At 61.3% G+C, this 14,500-nt stretch carries 12 protein-coding genes; 6 read left to right on the top strand and 6 right to left on the bottom strand.

Features of this window, described 5'->3' with window-relative positions; all coding sequences use genetic code 11:
• Nucleotides 1-119: 119 nt before the first annotated feature.
• The 3 genes from JI744_RS16910 to JI744_RS16900 all read right to left on the bottom strand — a co-directional run bounded on the left by JI744_RS16910 (nt 120) and on the right by JI744_RS16900 (nt 3,977).
• Nucleotides 120-1,061 (bottom strand): isopenicillin N synthase family dioxygenase, encoded by a 942-nt coding sequence (locus JI744_RS16910; RefSeq protein ID WP_202662351.1) that lies wholly within the window; start codon nt 1,059-1,061, stop codon nt 120-122.
• A gap of 110 nt (nt 1,062-1,171) precedes the next feature.
• Complete coding sequence (locus JI744_RS16905) at nt 1,172-2,428, bottom strand: sensor histidine kinase (protein WP_202662350.1); 1,257 nt, start codon at nt 2,426-2,428, stop codon at nt 1,172-1,174.
• 223 nt (nt 2,429-2,651) lie between these two features.
• Nucleotides 2,652-3,977, bottom strand: coding sequence for an aspartate aminotransferase family protein (locus JI744_RS16900; RefSeq protein ID WP_202662349.1), 1,326 nt, complete (start codon nt 3,975-3,977; stop codon nt 2,652-2,654).
• A gap of 83 nt (nt 3,978-4,060) precedes the next feature.
• Between JI744_RS16900 and JI744_RS16895 the strand changes: the two genes are divergently transcribed.
• A complete protein-coding gene (locus JI744_RS16895; RefSeq protein WP_202662348.1) occupies nt 4,061-4,966 on the top strand; it encodes a LysR family transcriptional regulator in 906 nt (301 codons plus the stop codon).
• A gap of 75 nt (nt 4,967-5,041) precedes the next feature.
• Here JI744_RS16895 and JI744_RS16890 read toward each other — a convergent pair whose 3' ends face one another.
• Together JI744_RS16890 and JI744_RS16885 are read right to left on the bottom strand one after the other, a co-directional pair.
• Nucleotides 5,042-6,541 carry an APC family permease gene (locus JI744_RS16890; protein ID WP_202662347.1) on the bottom strand — a complete coding sequence of 500 codons (1,500 nt, stop codon included), beginning with the start codon at nt 6,539-6,541 and terminating at the stop codon, nt 5,042-5,044.
• Nucleotides 6,542-6,725: 184 nt separating this feature from the next.
• Nucleotides 6,726-7,322 carry a TetR/AcrR family transcriptional regulator gene (locus JI744_RS16885; protein WP_202662346.1) on the bottom strand — a complete coding sequence of 199 codons (597 nt, stop codon included), beginning with the start codon at nt 7,320-7,322 and terminating at the stop codon, nt 6,726-6,728.
• A gap of 92 nt (nt 7,323-7,414) precedes the next feature.
• Here JI744_RS16885 and JI744_RS16880 point away from each other — a divergent pair, with 92 nt between their 5' ends.
• Entirely contained in the window at nt 7,415-7,879 is a 465-nt protein-coding gene (locus JI744_RS16880; protein ID WP_202662345.1) for a (2Fe-2S)-binding protein, read from the top strand.
• Nucleotides 7,880-7,882: 3 nt separating this feature from the next.
• Nucleotides 7,883-10,129 carry a xanthine dehydrogenase family protein molybdopterin-binding subunit gene (locus JI744_RS16875; protein WP_202662344.1) on the top strand — a complete coding sequence of 749 codons (2,247 nt, stop codon included), beginning with the start codon at nt 7,883-7,885 and terminating at the stop codon, nt 10,127-10,129.
• On the opposite strand, the gene JI744_RS16870 is transcribed toward JI744_RS16875, so the two are convergent.
• On the bottom strand, nt 10,126-11,145 hold the full coding sequence (locus JI744_RS16870; protein WP_328757505.1) for a substrate-binding domain-containing protein: 1,020 nt from the start codon (nt 11,143-11,145) through the stop codon (nt 10,126-10,128). The genes JI744_RS16875 and JI744_RS16870 overlap by 4 nt on opposite strands.
• 183 nt (nt 11,146-11,328) lie before the next feature.
• On the opposite strand from JI744_RS16870, the gene JI744_RS16865 reads away from it, so the two are divergent.
• From JI744_RS16865 to JI744_RS16855, 3 genes are all read left to right on the top strand, one after another.
• Nucleotides 11,329-12,375, top strand: coding sequence for an ABC transporter substrate-binding protein (locus JI744_RS16865; RefSeq protein WP_202662342.1), 1,047 nt, complete (start codon nt 11,329-11,331; stop codon nt 12,373-12,375).
• Between the two features lie 65 nt (nt 12,376-12,440).
• Nucleotides 12,441-13,253 carry an ATP-binding cassette domain-containing protein gene (locus JI744_RS16860; RefSeq protein WP_202662341.1) on the top strand — a complete coding sequence of 271 codons (813 nt, stop codon included), beginning with the start codon at nt 12,441-12,443 and terminating at the stop codon, nt 13,251-13,253.
• The gene (locus JI744_RS16855; protein ID WP_202662340.1) at nt 13,250-14,491 is read left to right on the top strand and encodes a sugar ABC transporter permease; all 1,242 of its coding nucleotides are present in this window, start codon (nt 13,250-13,252) and stop codon (nt 14,489-14,491) included. The genes JI744_RS16860 and JI744_RS16855 overlap by 4 nt, the downstream gene beginning before the upstream one ends.
• The last annotated feature ends 9 nt before the right edge of the window (nt 14,492-14,500 follow it).

Genomic DNA, 14,500 nt, shown 5'->3' with positions numbered 1-14,500 from the left:
CTGTTCCCTGATCATCCCGATAATCTGCGCCTCGGTGAAACGGCTTTTCCTCATGTCGTCTGCTCCTTCTCAGGTTGGGCAGACTCTACATCACAGCGAGGGAACTTCCGGGGGGCAGGTCACAGATGTGCGCCGGCGAGGAAGGGCTCATACTTTGGCTGCTCTCCGATCCGAACCAGCCGGGGAAAGGGCCTGATCAGCGTATCGTGGTTTGCCGCCACGAAATAGGGCATCGAGAAGCGTTCCGGGTTGAGGTTGACGACCCGGTGCGGCGTCGATTTCAGGATGCCGTTGCTCCAGACCTCCAGCATGTCGCCGATGTTCACGACATAGGCGCTGTGGTCCACGGGCACGTCGATCCAGCGGTTGTCCTGCGTCATCACCTGAAGCCCCTCATTGCGGGTGTGCAGCAGGGTCAGGCATTCATAATCCGTATGCGCGCCCATGTTTACGGATTTGCGGTCTGTCGTCTGGCTGGTGCGCACATAATGCAGCAGCCGCAGTTGCGATATTGGCCTGCTCATATGGTCGGTCAGCGCGCCGGGCGGCAGGCCCAGATAGCGTTCCAGCGCCCCGCAGACCAGACGGCCAAGCGCCGCAATCTCGGTATAATAGCGAGAGACGGTTTCTTTGAAACCGGCAAGATCGGGCCAGACATTCGGGCCAAGCACCAGATTGCCAGACAGGAAATCAGGGTCATCCTGTGGCAGATCAAGGCCAAGATCGAAGGCTTCGTAATTGCGGTGAACCTCGTCCGGGTAGTCGCCCTTTTCGGTGAAGGGAACATAGCCTCGGTGATTGGGGCTTCGGCCAATATAATAGCGCTGCTTGGCAGGGTCTGGCAGGGCGAAGAACTGCTGTGCAATCCGGTAGGTCGCCTCAATCAGATTCGGGTCGATGCCGCGGTGATGAATCCTGAAAAAGCCGATCTCGCGCGCGGCCTCTCCCAACTCGGAGGCGATCCGGCGTTTGCGGGCCGTATCGCCATGCCTGAGGTCGCCGATGTCAATCAGCGGCAGGTCGTGGACCGCAGGTTTTGGTTTCAGGAAAGAAGCTGCCATTGTGACCCCCCCAGTCGCAAGAGCCGTCAGGCTATTGCTCCATGGTTAATAAAGCGTTCCCATTTCTGGTCACACATCTGGCGCGGGCCTGCACCCATGGTGGTCCCAAGTCAGGGAATGGCGGGAAAGGTCAACTGAAAGGACGATCCGCAGCCCGGCTCGGAGGTGACCGTTACCGTGCCGCCCGATTGCTGGGTGAACCCCTGCACGATGGACAGTCCCAGCCCCGTACCCGCCCCGACAGGCTTGGAGGTATAGAAGGGGTCAAAGATTTGCGGCAGCCGGTCATGCGGAATGCCCACTCCGGTATCGGCGACCGTCAGCCTGACATACCTGCCGGGCGGAAGGCTTGCAGCAAGCGGCCCTGTGTCGGACAGCGTATGGGTCAGGTTTTCGGTGCGGATCATGATCTTGCCGTCGGATGGCGTTGCATCGTGGGCATTTTCGATCAGGTTAAGCAAGGCGCTGACGATTGCCTTGCGGTCGGCCATGATGCGCCACGGATCGTCTGCCAATATCAGCTCTACCTTGGGCGCGGGATCGGCGGTGCGTGTATCGCACAGTTTGGTTATGATCTCATTCAGGTCAACCGCCACCGGCTCGAGCCGGGTGCGCTGGGCAAAGGCCAGCATATCACGCATCAGCCTGGCCCCGCGCTCGGCTGCGGTTTTCGCCTCGGCCACAAATTCTGCCGATCCGGGGTCGGTGGCGGCAGCCTCGACAAGCTCCAGATTGCCCAGAATGACTGTCAGCAAATTGTTGAACTCATGCGCGAACCGACCCGTCAGCTTGCCAATCGACTCCAGCCGCCGGGCCTCGAACAGCTTGGCCTCCAGCGCTTTTCGGATACTGGTTTCTTCGGTCAGCCGATCATGTGACACCAACAGATCACGGTATCTTTGCTGCGAGCGCTGCGCCTCTGCCAGCAGTTCCAGCTTGGCCCCGGCCAGCGCGGCCACGGTTGTCAGGATCTCCAGCTCGGCCTCGCCGAAGGCGCTTGGCTCTGGGTGTTCGCTGTCGATCACACCGACGACGCGGCCGCGAAAGACCAGCGGCACACAGATTTCCGACCGGGCGGGCTGCGTGTCGGGGATGTAATTCTGGCTTTCCAGCAGGTCATCGACAATGATCGCTTTGCGGGTCTGCGCCACTTTGCCGGTTATGCCATGGCCAAACGGGATCACCAGCGGGTTGATGATGCTGCGCCCGAACGGGTTCTTTTCGCCCCATGCTGCCACCTGCGTCAGGGTGGTCTGGTCGTCATCGGCCTGATAAATCACGCAATCGACGAAGTTCAGCCGCCCGACGACGTTCTGCGCCACATACCAGAAAAGATCCTCGACACTGGGGATTTGAATCAGGTCCACCGCGAAGGTGTTCAAGGTTCGCAAGGTAGGGGCTTCGTTTGACAGGCCCCAGACAGGCGCACCTTTCACCGCAGGACCGTGCACGCTTCGTATCCTTATGAGCCCGAATACGAAGGATTATTACGGAAGATATTTTTTCAAGTATAGCGAGAAAACTTTGACAGATATGCGGCCCGGACCGACCCGGCGACACGGGCCCGCCAGGGCCCGTGTCGATGACTGCTCAGGCGATGCCATCGGCCTCGATGCTGCCTAGCACCTCGTCCAGAACATCCAGCGCATGGGCCATCTGCGCATGGCTGCAATCCAGGGGCGGCTTGACCTTGATCAGATTGCCAAGTCCGGCATAGCGGCTTTCGCCGAACAACACGCCCTTTTCAACGCCACGACGATACACTTCGGCGGCAGCCCTTGGCGAAGGGGCCTTGGTGGTGCGGTCCTTGACCAGTTCGATCGACACAAACAGGCCGGGGCCGCGAATGTCGCCGATCAGTTTGCGGCGGTCTGACATTTCATGCAGGCGCTGGGTTGCATAGTCGCCAAGGGCACGGGCCTTGCCGCACAGATCATCGGCGATGATCGCATCAATCGTCGCCACTGCGGCGGCCATCGAAACCGGGAACTGCCCGAAAGTCAGGGCATCTTCGCCCGAGGCAAAACCTTCCAGCCGGTCGCTGGCCATGATGCCAGCCAGGGGGAAACCACCGCTGATGCCTTTGCCAAAGGTCATGATGTCGGGCACCACGTCATAATAATCGGCGGCAAACATCGCGCCGGTGCGGCCAAAGCAGCTTTGAATCTCGTCGAAAATCAGGATGATGCCGTGTTTCGTGCAAATCTCGCGCAGGCCCTGCAGATAGGATTTGCCGACCATGATATGGCCGCCATTGCCCAGGATCGGCTCGATGATCAGGGCCGCAACGCTGCCATCGACGCCCTTGGTTATGGTGTCTTCCAGCAGGCTCAGGCACAGTTGCGTTTCGGTTTCAAGGTCCATGCCCATGCGCGGGCGATAGCTGTCGGGGTGCGGCACGCGGGTAAAGCAGCGTGGTTGCAGCGCGGCAAAGGGGTTGGTGGGGTGCGGCCAGCTTGCGGCCATCGTTACCAGCGACCGGCCATGATAGCTGTCTTGCATCACGATCACGTTCTGCGCGCCGGGGCGGTTCTTGAATGCCAGTTTCAGCGCCATTTCCACTGCCAGGCTGCCATGCAGGCAATAGCCGATGCGGTTCAGATCGCCGGGCGAAAGCTTTTGCAGGCGCGCGGTCAGTTGCAGCAGCGGGATGGTGTTGAAGTTGGGTCGCGCGTGGGTGATGTCGCGCAACTGAGCAATCGCCGCCTCGACCACGCGGTCGTCATTGGCCCCCAGGCTGTTCGACCAGGCCTGCGAGGTGCAGTCCAGATATTCGCGCCCCTTGTCATCCCAGACCAGTGATCCCTTGGCCTTGACCAAGGTGATCTTGGAGGTGTCGCCTTCCCGCGGGTCATGGATCAGGCCGGTTTTGCCGCGCTCCAGCTCCTGAGCCAAGTCGGTGTTGTGGGTGTTCATGCGTGGTTCTCCCAAGTTTTATTGGGGTCGAGTATTGGGCAAAACCCCTTGACAACAAGGACGAAGACCTGAACCATTCATTCATGTCGCTTATGAATGTCCACTTCCGGCACATCCGCGCTTTCGTGACAATCGCGCAAGAGCGCAGCTTTGTGCGAGCCGCCGTTGCCTTGGGCGTGTCGCAGCCGGCACTGTCGCAAACCATCTCTCAGTTCGAGGATTTCATCGGCTTTCCGCTGTTCACGCGCACGACACGCAACCTTGCTCTGACCGAACAGGGTGAGGCACTTTTGCAAAAGGCGCTTGGCCTTAGCCGGGAGATGGACAGCTTTTACGCCGAGATCGGCACGCTGCAAAAATCGGTGCGCAATCAGCTGCGGGTGGGCTACATGATCGGAACGGCGGTCGAGTTCATTCCCGCACTGGTGCGCGAGTTCAAGAAGCTGCGCCCGGATGCCGTGCTGGACTGGGCCGAGTTCGACTTCAGCGACCCGACGGCGGGGCTTGGCTCTGGCAAGGTTGATTGTGCGGTGGTGCGCCCGCCGCTGGGCATCGATGACATAACGCTTGTCGAACTGTCTAGCGAGCCTTGCGTTGCCTGTTTGCCCGCTGGCCATCGGTTAAGCGGCCAGGCCAGTGTGGTGCTGGGAGAGATTCTGGATGAACCCTTTGTCGCGGCACCGGGGCAAGGGATTTGGCGCGACTACTGGATTGCGGCCGAACATCGAGAGGGGCGTCCTGCCCGCATCGTCTATGAGGCCGCAACTGTCGAATCCGAGTTGCAGGCTGTGGCGATGGATCGTGGCATCAGCATTACCGCCGAAAGCACGGCGCGCTTTTATGCCCGCCCCGGTGTTGTCTTCAAACCGATCACCGACATGCCGGAATGCTCGATTGCCATTGGCTACCGTGACGGCAGCAGCAGGCTGCTGAAGGACTTTGTGACGCTGGCGCGCAAACTGTCACAGCCCTTGGCCACAAAACCCTGAGGTTCGTATCTGATACGAAATCCCCGCGCCGGAATGCCCGGCGCGGAGTTTCTCTTTCGGCCTTGCGACGACGGATCAGCGCCGCTTTGCCGTATCTGGTGGCCCGGCCCGGCCCGCCTTGAGATCGCCGCGCAGCTTGACCACCCACCAGGTCGCCCCGACCGCCAGCATGAACAGTGTCATGAACGCACCGGGATGGCTTTCTTCGGGAACCGAGAAGGTGGTGATCACGACGATGGTCCACAGCACGCCCAGCCCGATGGTCGGCACCAGCCAGGGCCCAAGGCCAAAGGCATCAACCGGGGCATGTGGAATGCGGTTCTTGCGATGGGCCAGATAGGCACCGACCAGCGTCAGGAAATACGTGCAGTAATAGGTCAGCCCCACCATCGAATAGAGCGCGGCCACAAAGCCGCCGCTGGCCAGGTTCATCCCGATGGCAATCACCGTGACCAGAATGATGGCGGCAACCGGGGTTCCGGTGCGCGGGTTCACCCCCATGAGAAAGCCAGAGGCCGGCAGCATCTTGTCGCGCGACAGCGCATAGATCATCCGCGTTGCCACCGCCATGTTGGCAATCAGGCAGGCAAAGATCGACGCAAAGGCGATCAGCAACATGCCAACAGCGGCAGAATCGCCAAAGCGCTCGCGCACCAGCCCGATAACCGGGTTTTCTGACCGCGCCAGAAAATCGGCAACCGGGCCGGGAATGGCCAGCGCCAGCAGGGTGAACATCACAACGCCGCATACGCTGGAGACAGCAACAGCGCGGATCATCGCCTGCGCTGCCGCCTTGCGCGGATCAAGCGTTTCCTCTGCCAGATCGGCTGCCCCTTCCCAGCCCAAAAGCACGTTGACGGGCAGCAGCATCGCCAGCGCAAAGGTGGTCAGCGACAGCGGCTCGCCACTTGCGGGTGTGGTATCGACCAGAAGACCAAAGCCTTGGGTGTCACCAAAGACAAAGAACACTCCGACAATCAGAAAAGCGCCCAGAACCGCGCTGCCGATCAGCTCGATGACCGCACCGATGTCGTTCAGCTTTGTGGCGACCTTGATCCCGAAGATATTGATCACACAGACCAGAATGGTAGCCGAGATGCTGAGGGCCTGCACCTGACCCTGCGTCGGGTTTTCCCAGATTTCGGGCGCAAACACCGCACCGATGGCCGAGGCGGTTCCGGCGGTGCCCGCCATGAAAGAGATCATCGCAATCCAGCCGGTGAACCAGCCATAGCTTTTGTTCACCAGCCTGCTTGACCATTGGTAGGCATAGCCGGTTACCGGAATGCGGGCTGCCAGATGGGAATAAACCAGCACGATGCAAGACACGAAGGGAATGACCAGTAACCACAAGAGAACGCCGACACCGCCGACGCGTTTGAACGGATCGGCGAACAGGGTGACGACGCCGGTGTTGATCGACACCATGGAAAACGCCAGACAGAACGAGGTGAACGAACTCATTGTCCGGTGTAGTTTCTGTTCATAGCCCAGAGACGACAGATCCGCCTCGTCGGTCGCGGCAGATCCCGGCGATGGACTTGCCTTCATTGATGTCTCGTAGGTTGCTGTCATGGTTGTCCCCGTTGATTTTTCAAGGCCCCCTGTGGCGAGGCTCAAAGGACGTTAGGAAGGTTGCAACCCGGTTAGAAATACAATTTCCAACAAGATATATTTGCTTTGATTATGAATTGGGGGCGGATAGTATCGCGGGCAATCGCCCATTCAAACCGTCCGGGTCGCACAAAAGCCGACGAGGCTATCGGCCAAGGGCCTTTCCAAAAACCGCAGTCAACCGGATCACCCCCGCCTGATAGGCCGCGAAATCCTTGCTGGCGCCTTTGATTCCGAATTTGGCCGCCATGATGGTGGCGGCAACCTCTTCGGCGGTTGCTCCCAGCCCCTCCAGTGTTAGCCTACCGGCCAGAACCCCTTCGGCGATCCAGCGGGCGATGCTGGCGGTGATCCGGCTGTAAGAGTCTTGCACTTCGGCCTGATTGAACGGCGTGTCGGAGGACAGGATCTCATCTGCGTGGGGTGAGTTCATCATCACCTCTACCGCATCGCCATCAATGGCCCGTATCGCCGCAAGCAGCGTCTCGGCGGGGGACGCTGCAATCGCCAAAGCCTTGGCAACCGCCGTTTCCGACCGTGCAAAATGGATGCGGACCAGCGCCTTGAAGATGTCTTCCTTGCCCGAATAGTGCAGGTACAGCGCCGGGCGTGACATGCCCGCCCCCTTGGCGATGTCTGCCATCGAGGTGCGGCGCAAACCATATTGGGCGAAGGCGACAAAGGCAGACCGCAGAATGGCGGCATCCTTGGGGTCTTCGGGCGAATGATCCGAGTCTGACATGACCTCGTATCGCATGCGATTGTCACCCCGTCAAACCTGGCGTTGACATTGTGACATTTTAAGTTAATAATGTCAGAAAGAGGAGATGCCTGATGCCCGTCACGCTGAATATCAATGGCTCGGTTCAGTCTGTAAACCTTCCGCCCGACGTTCCGCTGCTGTGGGCGTTGCGCGATGGCCTTGGGATGACGGGCACGAAATTCGGCTGTGGCGTGGCGGCTTGCGGAGCCTGCACCGTGATGATTGACGGCGAGGCGGTGCGTTCGTGCCAAGTTGCGCTGGGCGATGCGACGGGCCAGATCACCACGATCGAAGGTCTGGGGCAGCCCGACAATCTGGCCCCCATTCAGGCGGCATGGATCAAGCATCAGGTGGCGCAATGTGGCTATTGCCAGTCGGGTCAGATCATGCAGGCCGCTGCCCTTTTGGCGGCTAACCCTGCACCCAGCGATCAGGACATTGACGATGCGATGCAGGGCAACCTTTGCCGCTGCGGCACCTATCCCCGTATCCGCGCCGCCATTCTAGAGGCCGCAGACATGATGAAGGCGGGCTGATCCATGGCAAACTGGAAAAAGATCACCCGCCGTTCGTTCATGGTGCTTGGCGCGGCTGTCGTCGGCGGCGCGGCCTTTGGTGTCTATAAGGTCACAGAAGTTCCACCCAACCCGCTGATCCCAACACCCGGTTCGGTGCCGCTGAACCCATGGGTGATCATAAATGCCGATGGTGTGACCGTCATCGCCCCGCGGGCCGAGATGGGGCAGGGCATTTCCACCACCCTTGCCGCCCTTGTCGCAGAAGAGCTGGATGTTGACTGGGCGCAGGTCCGGGTTTTGCACGGCCCGCCGGCGCAGGCCTATTTCAACGCCGGTTTCGCCGAGCGGATGTCAAACGAGCCGGACTTCAAACTGGCCAGCCAGCCCAAGTCGCATAATGTGGTGCTGGAGGCGGTGCCCAAGATTTTCTTGTTGCAGATCACCGGCGGATCGACGGGGGCCATCGGTGGGTACGAGCAGATGCGGCTGGCCGGGGCCTCGGCCCGAGAGGCGTTGAAGGCGGCGGCGGCAAAGCGGCTGGGCGTCACGTCCGATCAGCTAAAGACCGAAGGGGGCCGCGTGATCGGCGCGCGAAGTTTTGCCTATGCAGAACTGGCCGAAGAGGCGGCATCGCTGGTGCCATCCGACGTGCAACTGCGCGATCCGTCAATCTGGCGCTATATCGGCAAGGCGATGCCGCGTCTGGATATGGCGGCCAAGTCGACCGGCACGGCGCAATTCGGCATTGATACCTGGTTGCCGGGCATGAAATTCGCGACGGTCCGCATGAACCCCAAACGCGGCGGCACCATGCGCAGTTTTGACCCAAAGCCCGCGCTGGCCGTTGCCGGGGTGGAACGCGTGATCGATCTGGGCACAGGCATCGCGGTGGTTGCCAACAACACCTGGTCGGCCATGCAGGGCGCGGCACTGGTTGCGGTTGACTGGGGCCCTGCCGATTATCCGGCCGACACCGCAGCAATGCTGGACACCATTGCAAAGGCCTTTGCCGATGAGCCCAATTCCCGCCTGCGCGACGATGGCGATGTAGAGGTTGATCTGGCAAAGGGCGATGTGATCGAGGCGGAATACCGCATTCCCTTCCTTGCCCATGCCGCGATGGAGCCGCTGAATGCCACCGCCTGGCTGAAACCTGATGGGACGCTAGAGGTGTGGTGCGGCAATCAGGCCCCCATTATGACCCGCGATGCCTGCGCCGCCGCCGTCGGGCTGGGGGGAGACAAGGTTACCTTGCATACGCCAATGATGGGCGGCGGCTTTGGCGGGCGAACCGATCCGGTTCCGGCGGTTCTGGCGGCGCGCGTGGCAAAGGAATTCGTGGGAACGCCAGTCAAGCTGACTTACAGCCGTGAAGAGGACCTTGCGCAGGATTACTATCGCCCCGCCGCCATTGCCCGCCTGACAGGGCGGATCGAGGGCGGCAAGGCAACGGCGCTGTGGGGGCGGACGGCGGTTCCCTCGGCTGCACGCAACGCGTTGGGCCGGTTGATGGGCTTTGCGCCGCCCGGCCCTGACCGGGGTTCGGTGGAAGGGGGTTTCGATCAGCCCTACGGCCTGCCAAACTATCGCTATGACGGCCACCTGTCGGACCTTACTGTTCCCTTGGGCTTCTGGCGCTCTGTCGGCAACTCGATGAATGCGTTCTTCCTGGAAAGCTTCATCGACGAAATGGCCCATGCGGCAGCGGCGGACCCGCTGACCTTCCGGCTTGATCTGATGCGGGAAACCCACGCACCTTCGGCGGCGGTGCTGCAAAAAGTGCGCGAGATGTCGGGCTGGGATAGCCTGAAGCGGCCCGGCTTCGGGCGTGGGGTGGCCTTTTGCTATTCGTTTGGCACCCCGGTTGCGCAGGTATTGGAAGTAGAGCAGACCCCGGACGGCATTCGCATGACCCGTGCCTGGATTGCCTGTGACCCGGGCCTTGCGATGGACCCGTCCATCATCGAGGCGCAGATGACCGGGGCCATGGTCTATGGGCTGTCAGCCGCCGCGCAGGGTGCGATCACCTTTGCGGATCAGCAGGTCGTTGAAAGCAATTTCTACGATTACGAACCCCTGCGCCTGCATCAGGTTCCGGCTTTCGAGGTGGCTATTCTGCAAAACAACGGCGAATTCGGCCATATCGGCGGCGTGGGAGAGCCGGGCACCCCGCCCGCAGCCCCCGCCCTGGCCAATGCGCTGTTCGATCTGACCGGCAAGCGCGCCCGCGACCTGCCACTGCGCGCGGCCTTTGACTTTGTAACCTAGACCAGTCCCGCAGAAATCGGCGGCACCTTGATCAGAACCGGTGCAATCTGGTCAGCCGCAACAAGGGACCACAACTGATCCAGCATTGTCGGCACATCCTGACGCACCATCAGGATGTTATCGGACAGCAACTGCGCCACCGGGTCCCAGTCAAAACAACCGATGGCGGCAGTTTGCAGCAGATCGGGCTGGCTGGTCTTGATCCAGCGCAGCACGCCTTCCAGCGAGATGGTTGAATTCACGAACATGCCGCGCGGATGATCGGGCGCCACATCGTACAGGCGTTGCAAGGCCTGTTCGGCCTTTTCTGCCGCATAGCCGCAGGGCAGGATGCAATCGTCGCGAACCGCGATGCCCATTGCCTCATGCGCGGCGCGAAAGCCGCGAATACGCTCTGTCGTGTTGTTGTCGCTGCCCCGGCCGCCGACAAAGATCAGCGGCTCGGTTGCGCCAAAGCGGCGCATGTTGCGCCGCAGCACCTCTTCGGTCAGCCTGCGCGCGCCCTCGAAGTTGTCAGAAATGACCGACGGCGCGCGGCTGCCCGGCAGATCGAGGTTGAAGCTGCGCACCCCCGCCGCCGTGCAGATTTCGCTGATCCGGTCGGGGTCGGTGGCGCCCGTGGCGATGATAGTCTCTACCTGATAGGACAACATGGCCCGCGCGGCCTGCACCTCCAATTCGGGGTCGCGCTGGGTGCAGGTGATGATCGGGAACAGGCCACGGTCGCGCGCCATGATCTCGAAGCGCTCGGCGATCGAGCCAAAGTAGCGGTTGTCGTATTTCGGAACGATCATGCCGATGATCCGCGACCGTTCGCGGCGCAGCGCACTGGCCTGCATGTTGACCGAATAGCCCTGCTCGACAGCGAGTTTCTGGATTCGCTCTGCCAGCTTCTCGCTGATTCGGCGCTTTTTCCAATTGCCGTTCAGCACCGCGCTGACCGCGCTGGCAGAGGTTCCGGCAATCTTGGCCAGATCGTAAATCGTTGTTCTCTTGGTCGGACTTGCCTCGGCCACGCGGTGCCCCATGCTGCTCTGCAAGACAGCTTGACAGGTAATTTGTTCCGTATCAAGAATGCGTCATCGATGAAGCATTGATGCGCAATCGATGAAACCGGCCAAGTCGAAAGATCGGTCACGCGGAGGAGACCCGTGACCAGATGCCCGAGGCGGTCCGCGATAACAGTGGAGGAGACACTGATGAAGCACTTCATTCCGACTTTGGCTCTGTCGGCGGCCGCCGCCCTGATGGGCGGCGCGGCTTTGGCGCAAGAGGCGGCGACCGTGGCATTCCTGATGCCCGACCAAGCCTCGACCCGGTATGAGCAGCACGACTTTCCCGGCTTTCAGGCCGAGATGGCCAAGCTGTGCGCCGATTGCACCGTGATCTATCAGAACGCCAATGCCGATGTGGCGCTGCAACAGCAGCAGTTCAACTCGGTCATCGCGCAGGGCGCCAAGGTCATTGTGCTTGACCCGGTGGATTCCGCCGCCGCCGCCGGTTTGGTGACGCTGGCCCAGTCGCAGGGCGTCAAGGTCATCGCCTATGACCGCCCGATTCCCGACCAGCCTGCCGATTTCTATGTGTCGTTCGACAATCAGGGCATCGGCAAGGCCATTGCGGTGTCGCTGGTCGAACACCTCAAGGCATCGGGCGTTCCGGCCGGGGCTGGCGTGCTGCAGATCAACGGTTCGCCCACCGATGCGGCGGCCGGGCTGATCCGTGACGGCATCCACGAAGGGCTGAAGGATTCCGGCTATGTCACGCTGGCCGAATTCGACACGCCCGATTGGGCACCGCCCAAGGCGCAGGAATGGGCCGCAGGCCAGATCACCCGCTTTGGCGCCGACATCAAGGGCGTCGTGGCGGCCAATGACGGCACCGGCGGCGGCGCGATTGCGGCCTTCAAGGCGGCAGGCGTGAACCCGGTTCCGCCGGTGACGGGCAATGACGCGACCATTGCGGCGCTGCAACTGATCATCGCGGGCGACCAGTACAACACGATCTCCAAGCCTTCGGAAATCGTGGCGGCAGCAGCGGCGAACATCGCGGTCACCTTCCTGAAGGGCGAAGTGCCGGAACCCAAGACCTCGCTTTACAACACGCCTTCGGAACTCTTCGTTCCGGCGGTTGTGACGGCCGAGAACATCAAGGCGGAAATCTTCGACAAGGGCATCCAGACGCCTGAGGAAATCTGCACTGGCGAATATGCCGAGGGCTGCAAGAAACTGGGCATCACCCAGTAAGCAAGACCACCTTGTCCGGCCCGATTCCGGGCCGGACAGTCTGAACTGTCGGGGAGGGCGGTTTGATGGCCGGTTCTACGCATATTTCCGCGCGCAAGGGCGAACGGATTCTTAGCCTGCGCGGCGTTTCCAAGAAATTCGGGGCGGTTTCGGCACTGACCGACATCGATCTTGATATTCACGCCGGGGAAGTCGTGGCTTTGGTTGGCGACAATGGCGCGGGCAAATCCACCTTGGTCAAGGTTCTGGCCGGTGTTCATCAGCCGACCAGCGGCACAGTTGAATTCATGGGCCGTCAGGTAACCATGGATAGCCCCGCCGCCGCCCTGAACATGGGCATCGCCACGGTGTTTCAGGATCTGGCGCTGTGCGAAAACCTTGATGTCGTCGCCAATCTGTTTCTGGGCCATGAAATGTCGCCTTGGCGGCTGGACGAGGTTCAGATGGAGGTTCGCGCCTGGACCCTGCTGAAAGAGTTGGCGGCGCGCATCCCTTCGGTGCGTGAACCCATCGCCTCGCTGTCCGGCGGCCAGCGCCAGACCGTTGCCATCGCGCGGTCGCTGCTGCTTGACCCCAAGATCATCATGCTGGACGAACCCACCGCCGCGCTGGGCGTGGCGCAAACCGCCGAAGTGCTGAACCTGATCGAGCGCGTGCGTGACCGGGGCCTTGGCGTCATCATCATCAGCCACAACATGGAAGATGTGCGCGCTGTGGCAGACCGGATCGTGGTGCTGCGCCTTGGCCGCAACAACGGTGTTTTTACCCCCGAAACCTCAAACCAGGAACTGGTCGCCGCGATCACCGGCGCCACTGAAAACGCCGTGTCGCGCCGCAACGAACGGCTTGAATCCGAAGCCCGGGGAGAACACGCATGACCCAGAACCCGACCCCCATGCTGGACCGCTCTGACGCCCGCGTCCGCCATGATGACAGCCTGATGGGCGCCGTGCGTGAATTCCTTGACCGGGTAAAATCGGGCGATCTTGGCATGTTGCCGGTTGCCATTGGCCTTGTGGTCATCTCGGTGGTGTTTTCCGCGCTGAACCCGGTGTTTCTGGCACCGAACAACCTTGTGAACATGCTGTTCGATTGCGCCACCGTGGGCGTCATCTCGCTGGGAATCGTCTGCGTGCTGATGCTGGGCGAGATTGACCTGTCGGTCGGCTCGATGAGCGGCTTTGCCTCGGCCATGGTCGGCGTTTTGTGGGTCAATATGGGCCTGCCGGTGGGGCTGGCCATTCTGGCGGCGCTGATCGTGGGCGCGCTGGTTGGCAGCATCTATGCCTTTTTGTTCAATAAACTGGGGATGCCCAGCTTTATCTCTACCCTGTCCGGCCTGCTGGCGATCCTTGGGATGCAGCTTTACATCCTTGGGCCGACCGGCTCGATCAACCTGCCCTTCGCCTCGGCGCTTGTGGGGTTTGGTCAGTTGTGGATCATTCCGAAATGGCTGTCGCATCTGCTGGCGCTGTTGCCGGGTGCGGTGATGGTGCTGACGGGCATGTCAGTCATGCGCCGCCGCACCGCCGCCAACCTGTCGGCGCAGCCCCTGGGCCGGCTGGTGCTGAAGGCTGCCGTCCTGACTGCCGCGCTGGAATTCGCGGTGTGGTATCTGAACCTTGGGCGCGGTGTGCCGCTGATGTTCGGGCTGTTTGTCGCCCTTGTCGTGGCGCTGAACTATGCGCTGACCCGCACGCAATGGGGCCGGTCAATGTTTGCCGTGGGTGGCAACCGAGAGGCGGCGCGCCGGTCGGGTATCAACGTCAAGCGCATCTATCTTTCGGCCTTCATGCTGTGTTCGACCTTTGCGGCGCTTGGCGGTATGCTGTCGGCCTCTCGTCTTGCCTCTTCCAGCCAGCAGGCGGGCACGGGCGACGTGAACCTGAACGCCATCGCGGCGGCGGTCATTGGTGGCACCAGCCTGTTTGGTGGCCGGGGCAGCGCATGGTCGGCCCTGTTGGGCATCATCGTCATTCAGGCGATTTCCAATGGCCTGACGCTGCTGAACCTGTCGTCCTCGCTGCGCTACATGATCACTGGGGGCGTGCTTGCCACAGCCGTGATCGTTGACAGCCTGGCCCGTCGTTCCCGCGTCAGCCATGGCCGCGCCTGAGAATTGGAG

Source organism: Fuscibacter oryzae (genome assembly GCF_016765795.1).
GTDB classification, from domain to species: Bacteria; Pseudomonadota; Alphaproteobacteria; order Rhodobacterales; family Rhodobacteraceae; genus Fuscibacter; species Fuscibacter oryzae.
This window is presented reverse-complemented; position numbering and strand designations above follow the sequence as displayed.

Bases quoted from the DNA above. Each gene is read 5' to 3' on its own strand.
- JI744_RS16910 (WP_202662351.1), bottom strand. From the start codon at position 1,061: ATGGCAGCTTCTTTCCTGAAACCAAAACCTGCGGTCCACGACCTGCCG.
- JI744_RS16900 (WP_202662349.1), bottom strand. From the start codon at position 3,977: ATGAACACCCACAACACCGACTTGGCTCAGGAGCTGGAGCGCGGCAAA.
- JI744_RS16895 (WP_202662348.1), top strand. From the start codon at position 4,061: ATGTCGCTTATGAATGTCCACTTCCGGCACATCCGCGCTTTCGTGACA.
- JI744_RS16890 (WP_202662347.1), bottom strand. From the start codon at position 6,541: ATGACAGCAACCTACGAGACATCAATGAAGGCAAGTCCATCGCCGGGA.
- JI744_RS16885 (WP_202662346.1), bottom strand. From the start codon at position 7,322: ATGTCAGACTCGGATCATTCGCCCGAAGACCCCAAGGATGCCGCCATT.
- JI744_RS16880 (WP_202662345.1), top strand. From the start codon at position 7,415: ATGCCCGTCACGCTGAATATCAATGGCTCGGTTCAGTCTGTAAACCTT.
- JI744_RS16875 (WP_202662344.1), top strand. From the start codon at position 7,883: ATGGCAAACTGGAAAAAGATCACCCGCCGTTCGTTCATGGTGCTTGGC.
- JI744_RS16865 (WP_202662342.1), top strand. From the start codon at position 11,329: ATGAAGCACTTCATTCCGACTTTGGCTCTGTCGGCGGCCGCCGCCCTG.
- JI744_RS16860 (WP_202662341.1), top strand. From the start codon at position 12,441: ATGGCCGGTTCTACGCATATTTCCGCGCGCAAGGGCGAACGGATTCTT.
- JI744_RS16855 (WP_202662340.1), top strand. From the start codon at position 13,250: ATGACCCAGAACCCGACCCCCATGCTGGACCGCTCTGACGCCCGCGTC.